General features: G+C 73.0%; 9 protein-coding genes. 6 read left to right on the top strand and 3 right to left on the bottom strand.

The features are described from left to right. Nucleotides 1–18: 18 nt before the first annotated feature. The 4 genes from ACWDN5_RS04770 to ACWDN5_RS04755 all read left to right on the top strand — a co-directional run bounded on the left by ACWDN5_RS04770 (nucleotide 19) and on the right by ACWDN5_RS04755 (nucleotide 5,918). Entirely contained in the window at nucleotides 19–1,407 is a 1,389-nt protein-coding gene (locus ACWDN5_RS04770) for an endo-1,4-beta-xylanase (RefSeq protein WP_310975281.1), read from the top strand. A 55-nt stretch (nucleotides 1,408–1,462) separates the two neighbouring features. After that, a complete protein-coding gene (locus ACWDN5_RS04765; RefSeq protein ID WP_310975752.1) occupies nucleotides 1,463–2,794 on the top strand; it encodes a glycoside hydrolase family 43 protein in 1,332 nt (443 codons plus the stop codon). 129 nt (nucleotides 2,795–2,923) lie between these two features. Then, on the top strand, nucleotides 2,924–4,909 hold the full coding sequence (locus tag ACWDN5_RS04760) for a family 43 glycosylhydrolase (RefSeq protein WP_449674509.1): 1,986 nt from the start codon (nucleotides 2,924–2,926) through the stop codon (nucleotides 4,907–4,909). 133 nt (nucleotides 4,910–5,042) lie between these two features. After that, nucleotides 5,043–5,918, top strand: coding sequence for a S1 family peptidase (locus ACWDN5_RS04755; protein WP_449674507.1), 876 nt, complete (start codon nucleotides 5,043–5,045; stop codon nucleotides 5,916–5,918). Between the two features lie 267 nt (nucleotides 5,919–6,185). Here the strand turns inward: ACWDN5_RS04755 and ACWDN5_RS04750 are convergent, their stop codons facing one another. Beyond that, nucleotides 6,186–6,791: a DUF998 domain-containing protein gene (locus ACWDN5_RS04750; protein ID WP_449674505.1), complete on the bottom strand. Its 606-nt coding sequence runs from the start codon at nucleotides 6,789–6,791 to the stop codon at nucleotides 6,186–6,188. 20 nt (nucleotides 6,792–6,811) lie between these two features. Then, the gene (locus ACWDN5_RS04745) at nucleotides 6,812–7,183 is read right to left on the bottom strand and encodes a cupin domain-containing protein (RefSeq protein ID WP_310975275.1); all 372 of its coding nucleotides are present in this window, start codon (nucleotides 7,181–7,183) and stop codon (nucleotides 6,812–6,814) included. A gap of 138 nt (nucleotides 7,184–7,321) precedes the next feature. Here ACWDN5_RS04745 and ACWDN5_RS04740 point away from each other — a divergent pair, with 138 nt between their 5' ends. Together ACWDN5_RS04740 and ACWDN5_RS04735 are read left to right on the top strand one after the other, a co-directional pair. Then, entirely contained in the window at nucleotides 7,322–10,126 is a 2,805-nt protein-coding gene (locus ACWDN5_RS04740; protein ID WP_449674503.1) for an ATP-binding protein, read from the top strand. 109 nt (nucleotides 10,127–10,235) lie between these two features. Continuing rightward, nucleotides 10,236–11,168, top strand: coding sequence for an anti-sigma factor RsbA family regulatory protein (locus ACWDN5_RS04735; RefSeq protein ID WP_449674501.1), 933 nt, complete (start codon nucleotides 10,236–10,238; stop codon nucleotides 11,166–11,168). Here ACWDN5_RS04735 and ACWDN5_RS04730 read toward each other — a convergent pair. Continuing rightward, nucleotides 11,092–11,598, bottom strand: coding sequence for a phosphatase PAP2 family protein (locus ACWDN5_RS04730; protein ID WP_449674499.1), 507 nt, complete (start codon nucleotides 11,596–11,598; stop codon nucleotides 11,092–11,094). The two genes, ACWDN5_RS04735 and ACWDN5_RS04730, sit on opposite strands and share 77 nt — an antisense overlap. Between the last annotated feature and the right edge of the window lie 47 nt (nucleotides 11,599–11,645).

Raw genomic sequence — 11,645 nt, 5'->3', positions numbered from 1 at the left:
CGAATGAAGGTGTGAAAGATGAAGATGACATCGCGGTCATTCTCCCGAGCCGCGCTGGCCTCGGCGTTCCTGGCGACGTCGCTCGGGGTCTCGCTGGTGCTCGCCAACGCCGCCGACGGCGCGGCCTCCACGCTCGGCGCGGCGGCGGCCCAGTCCGGCCGGTACTTCGGCGCCGCCGTCGCGGCCGGCAAGCTCGGCGACTCGACCTACGTGAACATCCTGAACCGCGAGTTCAACATGGTCACCGCCGAGAACGAGATGAAGTGGGACGCCACCGAGCCCAACCGCGGGCAGTTCAGCTACGGCAACGGCGACCGGATCCTCAACCAGGCGACCGGCAACGGCAAGCGGATGCGCGGGCACGCGCTGCTGTGGTACCAGCAGGAACCGGGCTGGGCGCAGCGCATGGAAGGCTCCGATCTGCGCTCGGCCATGATGAACCACGTCACCCAGGTCGCCACCCACTACAAGGGCAAGATCTACGCCTGGGACGTCGTCAACGAGGCGTTCGCCGACGGCGGCAGCGGCGGGCGCCGCGACTCGAACCTGCAGCGCACCGGCAACGACTGGATCGAAGCGGCATTCCGCGCCGCGCGGGCCGCCGACCCGGGCGCGAAGCTCTGCTACAACGACTACAACACCGACGGCGTCAACGCCAAGAGCACCGGCATCTACAACATGGTGAAGGACTTCAAGGCCCGCGGCGTCCCGATCGACTGCGTCGGCTTCCAGTCCCACCTCTCCGGCAACCCGCCCGGTGACTACCAGGCCAACCTGCAGCGGTTCGCCGACCTCGGTGTCGAAGTCCAGATCACCGAGCTCGACATCTCCGGTTCGAACCAGGCCAACGCCTACGCCGCGGTCACCCGCGCCTGCATGGCCGTCGCCCGCTGCGCCGGCATCACGACCTGGGGCATCCGCGACACCGACTCCTGGCGCACCGGGGAGAACCCGCTGCTGTTCGACGGCAACGGCAACAAGAAGGCCGCCTACAACAGCGTCCTCGACGCGCTGAACGCGGCCACCCCGACCACGCCCACCACCCCGACGACGCCGACCACCCCCACCACGCCGACGACCCCGACCACGCCCACGACGCCGACCACGCCGAACCCGGGCGGCTGCACCGCCTCGGTGTCGCTGAACTCCTGGAACGGCGGCTTCGTGGCCACGGTCAAGGTCACCGCGGGCGGCTCCGGGCTCACCGGCTGGCGGGTGACGACGAACCTGCCCGGCGGCGCGGCCGTGACCAACGGCTGGAGCGCCACCAACACCGGCACGAGCGGCAGTGTCACCTGGGCCAACGTCTCCTACAACGGCAGTGTCGCGGCCGGGCAGTCGACCGAGTTCGGCTTCCAGGGCACCGGCAGCGCCGAAGGCATCACCACCACCTGCTCCGCGAGCTGATCCCCCGCGACGAACGGAGACCATCGTGCACCACCGAAAGCGCGTACTCGCCTGGATGACCGCGGCCCTGTGCGCGATGGCGCTCCTGCCCGGCACCGCGCACGCCGACAACCCGATCGTGCAGCACATCTACACCGCCGACCCGGCCCCGCTGGTGCACAACGGCCGCGTCTACCTCTACACCGGGCACGACGAGGACGGCTCGACCTACTTCACCATGAAGGACTGGCGGGTCTGGTCGTCGGCGGACATGGTCAACTGGACCGACCACGGCTCGCCGATGAGCCTCGCGACGTTCAGCTGGGCCAAGCAGGACGCGTGGGCCGGGCAAGCCGTCGAACGCAACGGCAAGTTCTACTGGTACGTCCCGGTGGTCAACCGGGCGACCGGCCGGATGGCCATCGGCGTCGGCGTCGCGGACAGCCCCACCGGGCCGTTCCGCGACGCCATCGGCCGCCCGCTCGTCGAAAACGGCGAGATCGACCCGACCGTCTTCATCGACGACAACGGCCAGGCGTACCTGTACTGGGGCAACCCGAACCTGTCGTACGTGCGGCTCAACACCGACATGACGTCGTACTCGGGCGGGATCAACCAGATCCCGCTCACCACGGCCGGGTTCGGTACTCGCCCGAACGGCGGCAACCGCCCGACGCTGTACGAAGAAGGCCCCTGGGTCTACAAGCGCAACGGCACGTACTACAACGTGTTCGCGGCCAAGTGCTGCTCGGAGTTCATCGCCTACTCCACCGCGCCCGGCCCGACCGGCCCGTGGACCTACCGCGGCACGGTGATGCCCACGCAGGGCAGCAGTTTCACCAACCACCCGGGGATCATCGACTACAAGGGCAGCTCGTACTTCTTCTACCACAACGGCGCTCTGCCGGGCGGGGGCGGCTACACCCGCTCGGTCTCGGTGGAGAAGTTCGCCTACAACGCCGACGGCAGCATCCCCACCATCACCATGACCACGAACGGGCCGCCGCCGGCCGACACGCTCGACCCCTACACCCGGCAGGAAGCGGAAACCATCAACCGGGAAGCGGGGATCGAGACCGAGCCGGCGTCCGAAGGCGGCATGAACATCGGCTGGATCGAGAACGGCGACAACGTCAAGGTCCGCAACGTCGCCTTCGGTGCGGGCGCCAAGACGTTCACCGCCCGGGTCGCCTCGGCGGGCTCCGGCGGCACGATCGAGGTCCGGCTGGGCAGTGCCACCGGCACGGTGGTGGGCCGCTGCACGGTGCCCGCCACCGGCGGCTGGCAGACGTGGACGTCGGTGTCCTGCCCGGTCAGCGGCGTCACCGGCACGCAGGACCTGGTCCTGCGTTTCACCGGCGGCAGCGGTTACCTCTTCAACGTCAACTGGTGGCAGTTCACCGCCTGATCCCCCACCGCGAAGGGAACCGATGTCCACACCCGCTCGGCCCTGGCGGCGGCGACCGCGGTCGTCGCCGGCGCCAGGCCGGGCTGCTCACCCCGATGAATTCCCCCTGCTGATGCGGAAAGGACAGACGTGGTGTCACGCCGACGATCCCGGGCGGCCGTCTCGGCCCTGCTCGCCGCGACAGGCCTCGCCGGCGCGGTCCTGGTGGCCACCCCGGCCGCGCACGCCGCGGCCGGGTGCTCGGTCACCTACACGAAGACGTCCGAATGGCAGGGCGGCTTCGGCGCGTCCGTGTCGATCACCAACCTCGGTGACGCGGTCGACGGGTGGACGCTGACCTGGTTGTTCACCTCCGGCCAGCAGGTCGGCCAGCACTGGAACGCGACGATCACCCAGTCCGGGGCCACCGTCAGCGCGAAGAACGTCTCCTACAACGCGGCCATCCCCACCGGCGGCAAGGCGGAGTTCGGCTTCAACGGCTCGTTCACCTCGGCCAACGCGACTCCGTCGGAGTTCCGGCTCAACGGCACCCTCTGCACCGGCGGGGTCGAGCCCACGGCCCCGTCCACGCCGACGACGCCGACCACGCCCACCACCACGACCACCCCGAACCAGCCCACCACCTTCACGAACCCGGTGCTGTGGCAGGACTTCGCCGACGTCGACATCATCCGCGTCGGCAACGCCTACTACTACTCCGCCTCGACGATGCACTACTCCCCCGGCGCGCCGATCCTGCGGTCCTACGACCTGGTGAACTGGGAGTTCGCCGGTCACTCCGTGCCCAAGCTGGACTTCGGCGCGAAGTACGACATGAGCGGCGGGCGCGGGTACGTCCGCGGCATCTGGGCGTCGTTCTTCAACCACCGCGCCAGCAACGACACGTACTACTGGGGCGGCTGCATCGACTTCGCCAAGACCTACATCTACACCGCCACCGCGGTGGACGGGCAGTGGTCGAAGCACACCACGATCGACAAGTGCTACTACGACGCGGGCATGCTCGTGGACGACGACGACACGATGTACGTCGCCTACGGCAACACCACCCTCAGCGTCGCCCAGCTCTCCAAGGACGGGAAGACCGAAGTCCGCTCGCAGCAGGTCTTCCAGACGCCGTCGAACATCGGCACGCTCGAAGGCTCCCGGTTCTACAAGCGCAACGGCAGCTACTACATCTTCGTGACCCGCCCGGCCAACGGCCAGTACATCCTCAAGGCGAGCAGCCCCTGGGGGCCGTACACCATCCAGCAGGTGCTGCTGGACCTGCCGGGCCCGATCTCCGGCGGCGGCGTCCCGCACCAGGGCGGCCTGGTGCAGACGCAGAACGGCGACTGGTACTACCTGGCCTTCGTCGACGCCTACCCCGGCGGCCGCGTCCCCGCGCTCGCCCCGGTCACCTGGACGGCCGACGGCTGGCCGAAGCTCCAGACGGTCAACGGCCGGTGGGGCACGACCTACCCGAAGCCGAACCTGCCACCGCCGCCGCGGCAGGTCGAGCCGATGACCGGCACCGACATCTTCCCCGGCCCCGGGCTGAGCCCGCAGTGGGAGTGGAACCACAACCCCGACACCACGAAGTTCTCGGTGAGCAACGGCCTCAAGCTGTCGACGGCGACGGTGGCGAACGACCTGTACTCCGCCCGCAACACCGTGACCCGGCGGATCCAGGGGCCCACCTCCACCGGCACCGCCACGCTCGATCTGACGTCGATGCGCGACGGCGACCGGACCGGGCTGGCGATGCTGCGCGACTCCTCGGCGTGGATCGGCGTCAAACGCGACGGCGGCCGCAACCGGGTGGTGATGGTCAACGGCCTGACCATGGACGGCAACTGGAACACCACCGGCACCGGGACGGAGGTGGCGAGCGCCGCCCTCTCGGGCAGCAAGATCTGGTTGCGCGCCAACGCCGACATCCGTCCCGGCACCGGCCGCCAGGCCCGGTTCTCCTACAGCACCGACGGGGTGAACTTCACGCCGCTGGGCACGGCGTTCACCTTGAACAACGCCTGGCAGTTCTTCATGGGTTACCGGTTCGCCGTCTTCAACCACGCCACCCAGGCGCTCGGCGGCTCGGTCACCCTCCAGCGGTTCGACCTGACGGCGCCATAGCGGACGCACTTCGCCGGCCCGGCCGCTCGCCGGGCCGGCGAAGGTCCGGTCGACCTGGCCGGGTGAACCGGACGCCCGGCGGGGCCGTGAACCACTACAGGAAGTGGATCAACGGCTACGGAGGTCATCCGCCATGCGCTCCCGACACAGGAAGATCAGCCGAGGCAAGATCCTGGCCGCGGCCGCCGCCGTCCTGGCCGCCGGCACCGCGGCCATCGCGCTCCCCCAGGCGAACGCCGCGGGCGGCGACGCGTCGGCGATGGCTTCGGCGTCCGCCATCACCGGCACGGCCTGGGCGGTCGACGAGCGGACCGGCGAAACGGTCGTCACCGCCGACAGCACGGTCCAGGGCGCCAAGTGGGACAGCCTGCTGGTGGCGACCCGCGGCAAGGCGGTCCGCGTCGAACGGACGCCCGGGGTCCTCAGCCTGTTCGCCGAAGGCGGCGACGCGATCTTCGCCGGCGGGGCGCGCTGCTCGCTCGGCTTCAACGTGACGACGAACAGCGGTCCCGGCATCCTCACGGCCGGCCACTGCGCCGCCGCCGGCCGGCGGTGGTCGCTCACCCAGGGCGGGCGGCCGGTGGCCACGCTCAAGCAGTCGACGTTCCCGGGCAACGGCGACTTCGCGCTGCTGACCTACGACAACGCCGCCACGAACGCCCCCAGCGTCGTCGACACCGGCGGCGGCCGGACGGTGGCGATCGCCCGTGCGGCCGCGGCCGCGGTCAACCAGCAGGTGTCCCGGATGGGCAGCACGACGGGCCTGCACAGCGGCCGCGTGACGGCCCTCGACGCCACGGTCAACTACCCCGAGGGCCGCGTCACCGGCCTGATCCAGACGACGGTGTGCGCGGAGCCCGGCGACAGCGGCGGTTCCCTGTTCTCCACCGACGGCAGCGCCATCGGCATCACCTCGGGCGGCAGCGGCAACTGCCGCACGGGCGGCGTGACGTTCTTTCAGCCGGTGACCACGGCACTGGCCGCGGTCGGCGCCCGCATCGGCGGCTGAGCCCGGCTCCCGCGGCGGCGGCCCGGGTTTCCGGCCGGGCGCGAGTGAGCCATGGGGACCTCCGGCGTCCGGGACGACTCATTCGCGACACTGGAAGCCCCGGCTACCCACGCCGGCCGCGAAGGCGAGCAGGTGCGGAAGTGTCGCCCGGGCCGTGCGCCAGGTGTGGCCTGACGATCACGGTCACCTGCGTGCCGGGCAGCGTGGTACTGCACGGCGCCGGAGCGGAACCGGCGAAACGCTTCCAGCGCGCCCCGGCCGCAGCGGTCACCGAGACCGGGCGGCCACGGCAGAAATCCACAGCATCGCGGTGATCACCCCGACGGCGAGGGTCAGGGTGCCGGCCCGGCCGCCGGTCATCGCCCACAGGTTGCCCAGCAGCAGGGCCGTCCCCGCGACGGCGGACAGCACGGCGTCCCGGCGGTTCCCGGCGCGGGCGAACCTGCGGCCGAGCACGAAACAGGCCACCATGAGGGCGAGGAAGGCGATGCTGCCGGCCGCCAGGTGCCCGGCGCCGTGCCACGACAGCACCGAGGGCGGACCGGCGGGCGTGCCGGCCGGGAAGCCGTCCCCCGGGTCCGGGACGAGGAGCCCGGCCGCGATCATCCCGGCGCCGTAGCCGCCCAGCAGCCACGCGACCGCACCACCGAGGCCGGGAGCGCCGATCAGGACGAGCACGCCGGCGACGATGAAGTTCGTGATCTGCACCCAGCCGAGCCCGCCGGTGCCGAGCGCGCTGAGCGGGTGCCGGGTCAGGTCGAAGCCGTCCCGGGTGGCGGCCTGGGCCAGCGCCACCGTGGTCCACAGGGGCGCGGCGAGGGCGAGGCAGGTCAGGCGCGTGGAGACGGCCGGGCGGGTAAGGGTGAGGTTCATGACGGAGTCCTTTCGGGGTTTCAGAAGGTGACGCCGGCTTCCGCGGCCGCGTCGTCGTCGAGGAAGTCCTGCTCGATGCGCGGGGAGGCGTGGATGCACATCATCCGCAGTGGCTCGGGGCCGACGGCCCGGAACGCGTGCGCGGTACCGGCGCCGACCACCACGACGTCGCCCTGGTCGGCCAGGCCTTCGCCGTCGGCGGTGCGGAACAGCGCGCGCCCGGCGAGCACCACCCAGGTTTCGGAGTACGGGTGGACGTGGGCGCCGGGTCCCTGGCCTTCGGTGTTGTGGACGTGGAAGAAGGAGACGCCGGAGCCGTACGCCTCGCCTTCGAACCGGGCGGTCCGCCCGCTGCCGATGCGCAGGTCGTCTTCCTTCGCGATGACCACCATGGTGGGTTCCTCCCGGGTCGGTTTTCGTTCTGTGGTGATCTTCGGGCCGGACCGGGTGCGGGGGCATCCGTGGTGACCACGGAACCCACCACGGAGATCCACCACGGAGCTCCACGACGGTGCGGCATACTCGGGGCCATGCCCACCGCGCCGACGATCTCGCCGCGCGAGCGCGAGGTCCTGCTGGCCGTCGCGGACCGGCTGACCAACGCGGAGATCGCCGACCGGCTCTACGTGTCGGTGCGGACCGTCGAGAGCCACGTGTCGGCGCTCCTGCGGAAGCTGGACGCCCGTGACCGCCGGGAACTGGCCGCACGGGCTCCCGGGCCGGCCGGCCCGGTGGGCCTGGTCGTGGGAACGCCGCGGCCGCCGACGAGCTTCGTCGGCCGGGTGGCCGAGCGCGACGCCGTGGTGCGCCTGGTGGCCGAAAGCCGGGTGACGACGGTGCTCGGCCCGGGCGGCATGGGCAAGACCCGGCTGGCGGTGGCCGCGACCGAAGCGGCGTCACCGCAGTTCCCGGACGGGGCGACGTTCGTCAACCTCGTCCCCAGCCGGCCGGGTTCGGTGCTCGAGTCGGTCGCGGCCGGGCTCGGCGTGCTCCCCCACCCGCAACAGCCGCTGGCCGACGCGGTCGCCGCGCGGCTGGCCGGCCGGGCCCTGCTGGTGCTGGACAACTGCGAGCACGTGGCCGACGACGTCGCCGAGGTGATCACGGCCTTGACGTCGGCGAACCCGAGGTTGAGCGTGCTCACGACCAGCCGGGAACGCCTGGGCGTGCCCGGCGAGACGGTGCTGCAGCTCGGCCCGCTGCCCGCCGCGGCGGAGCTCTTCACCGAGCGGGCGAAGGCGGTCGATCCCGCGTTCGACGCCGATCCGGCCGCGATCGCCGCGCTCTGCCGCGAGCTGGGCGGCTCACCGCTGAACATCGAGCTGGCCGCCGCCCGCGTGGCGTCGCTGGGTGTCGACGCCTTGCGCACGGGCCTGGCCGACGACCCGCTGCGCGTGCTGGCGACCGGCCGCGGCCCGGAGCGGCACCGGTCGCTGCGGTCGGTGCTCGAGTGGAGCCACCGGCTGCTGAGTGCGGAGGAACGCACGGTCCTGGCCCGGATTTCACGGTTCCGCAACGCCTTCGCACTGGACGACGCGGCGGCCCTGTCGCCGGAGCTGTCGGTCGGCGCGGTGTCCGACCTGCTCGGGCGGTTGGTGGACAAGTCGTTGGTCACGGCTCATGGGGAGGCGAGCGCCTGGACGCTCTTCGACGGAGTCGCCCGCTTCGCCCGCGAACGGCTGGCGGCTTCGGAGGAGGCGCCGGAGGTCGAGGTTCGCTACCACGCCTGGGCTGCCCGCCGAGCCCGAGAACTGGTCGCCCGCCTCGGCGGCGACTGGCGCGACGAGTTCGACCGGATAGCCGACGACCTGCGCGCCTGCGTCGCGGAGGGCATATCGACGCCCGGCGGCCTCGCGAGCGTGGACCAGCCCGGCCACCACCAGCCTGGCCACCTCGCAACCCCGCACCAGCCCGGCCACCACCAGCCTGGCCACCTCGCAACCCCGCACCAGCCGAGCCACCACCAGCCCAGCCACCTCGCAACCCCGCACCAGCCCGGCCACCACCAGCCTGGCCACCACAGGCCCGGCGGCCTCGCGGGCGTTCACGCGACCCCGGACCACGACCTGGCTGCGGATCTCGCCCGCCTGGCCTACGCGCGCGGCTTCCTCGCCGAAGCGGTGGCCCACTGGCGCGCGGCCGCGGACCGGGCCCCCTCCCCCGCGGCCGCGGCCGCCCACCTGGCGCGGGCCGGCAGCTGCACCCACCTGCTCACCCACGCGCGTGACCACTTCGACCTGCTGCTCGTCGCCGCCGAGCGTGCCGAGGGCGATCCCGGCACGCGGGCCGCCTGCCTGGCCGGTGCCGTCGTCCTGGCCGAGCGGTTCCGCGGTGCCGGCTTCGTCACCGACCCCGTCCCCGACGCCGAACTGGACCGGATGCTCGCCGGCGCGGCCGGAGCACCGGCGGCCGACGTCGCCGTGGCGCGCGCCTGGCGGTCCGGGAGCGGCCCGCAGTCGGTCGACCCCGAGGCGGCCGAGCGGGCCGTGGCGGCGGCGGCCGGCGACCCGCTGCTGCTCAGCGCGGCCCTGGACGCCCGGTGCACCGCACAGGCACTGGCCGGCCGTCCGGATCAGGCGTACCGCACGACCCAGGAACGCCTCGCCCTCGTCACGGCACTGGACCGCACCGACCCGCACGCCGCGGTCGAGGTCCTGGACGCGTTCCGGGCCGCGATCACCTACGCCGTCGCCACCGGCGCGCTGTCCGACGCGCTGGCCTCGAGCAGGCGCGCGGCCGGCGACCCGGCGCTGGCCGGCCACCCGTACTGGGGCACCAGCGGCCTGGTCACCACCCTCGCCCTGACCGGCCGGTTCGCCGAAGCGAGCGAGGCCGCCGAAGAGCTGTGGCGCACCCGGCTCCCGCGCAACGCGACCCTGGGTGTTCCGCTGCTCGCGGCGGCGCTGGCGGCCGGCCTGTCCGGCGACGAGCCGTCGATGGCCCGCTGGCGCACCCGCGCGGCGGACGTCGCGGGCGTCGCCACGCCGGCGGATTCGGCCAACCTGGCCCCGCTGGACGCGTTCGTCCGCGCCAGGGTCGCCCTGCACACGGGCACCGGCCGGGCGGAACGACTCGCCGAAGCCGGCGCCGAATTCACTCCCGGCCGCTTCAACGGCTACGCGGCCGGCGTGGCCGCGGAACTGGCCGTGCTCCTCGACACCCCGGACGCGCCACACCACCTCGCCCGCGCCGAGCACCACGCGGCCCGCAACCGCTGGACGGCAGCGGCCCTGGCCCGCGCCCGAGCCCGCCGCGACGGCGACGCCGCCCTGCTGGCGGCCGCCGCGAAACAGTTCGCCGAGCTCGGCGCGACCTTCGAAGCGGAGACGACGTGAGCGGCAGCCGGCTCCTGCCGGCGCGAGCGGCCGCCCGGTGACCGGGGTTCGCCCGACCCGGTGAGGGTTTCACGCATACTGGTGACGTCCCGGCGGAAGGAGAGGCGGCTTGAGCGCAACCGCGGAGACGGGCACCGGCACGTTCGGGCACCCCGCGTTGTTCTACCGCGGGCCGGCCGAATACCTGGCCGGCACCGTGCCGTTCGTCCGGGGCGGCCTCGAGGCAGGCGAGCCGGTGGCGGTCGCCGTCCCCGGGGACAACCTCGCGCTGCTCACCCGCGAACTCGGCGCCGATGCCGGGCGCGTCCTGCTGCTGGACATGACCGAGGCCGGGCGCAACCCCGGGCGGATCATCCCCGGCGTGCTGCGCGCCTTCGCCGACCGCCACCCCGGCCGGCCGGTGCGGATCATCGGCGAACCGATCTGGGCGGCGCGCTCCGCCGTCGAATACCCCGCCTGCGCCCAGCACGAAGCCCTCATCAACCTCGCCTTCGCCGGCCGGGACGCGACCATCCTCTGTCCCTACGACGCCGACGCACTCGCCCCGGACGTCCTCGCCGACGCCGAGGTCACGCACCCGGTCCTGCTCGACCGCACCGGGCACCGCCCCAGCCCCGCCTACGACCCGCTCGAACTGATCGCCCGGTACGACCGGCCGCTGCCCGTGCCGGACGGGGCCGTCGAACTCGCGGACACCACCGACCTCGCGGCCGCCCGCGCGCTGGCCCACGTCCGCGCGGCCGCCTGCGGGCTGAGCGACGACCAGGTGGCCGACGTCGAGGTCGTCGTCACCGAACTGCTGTCGAACAGCGTCGAGCACGGCAGCGGCTCCGGCACCGTCCGGTTCTGGGGCGGCGACGGCGAGTTCGTCTGCCAGGTGCACGACCACGGCCGGCTCACCGATCCCCTGGCCGGGCGCCACCCCGCGAGCCCGTACCAGCCGCGCGGACGCGGGCTGCTGCTCGTCAACCACCTCGCCGACCTCGTCCGCCTGCACACCGGCGACGACGGCACCACCTTCCGGGCGTACTTCCGCGCCTGAGCCGGCGGTGCACGAGGCCGCCCACGACGGCGCCGATCGCGACGCCGCCGTCCACGTCGGTCGGCCAGTGCGCCCGCGTGCGAAGCCTGCTGTAACACACCGCGGCGGCCAGCGGTGCGATCGCGGCTCCCGTCGCGGGCGCGGTCAGCGAGACGGCGACCGTGAACGGGGCCGCCGTCGTCGCGTGCGTGGACGGGAAGGCCGACGACTTCGGTTGTTCGACCAGCGCGCGGCGAGCCGGCAGGTTCTGCGCCGACGGCCGCGGGCGGCGCACCACGGCTTTCACGCCGTGCCCGGCCGCCATGCCGGCCGCGCCCGCCACGAGCCCGCGGCCCGCCGCCCGACGGCGCCGACCCGGCTGCCACGCCAGCACGCAGGCCACGAAGATCCAGAGCAGGCCGCCCTGCGCCACCGCGCTGAGCGCCGTCACCGGCCACGCCGGCCGAAAGGTCGTTTTCGTCCGGTCCGTCCGCGGCC

The organism is Amycolatopsis sp. NPDC003731, from assembly GCF_053586895.1.
Note: the sequence above shows the minus strand (reverse complement) of the source record. Positions and strands in the feature narration are given on the sequence as shown.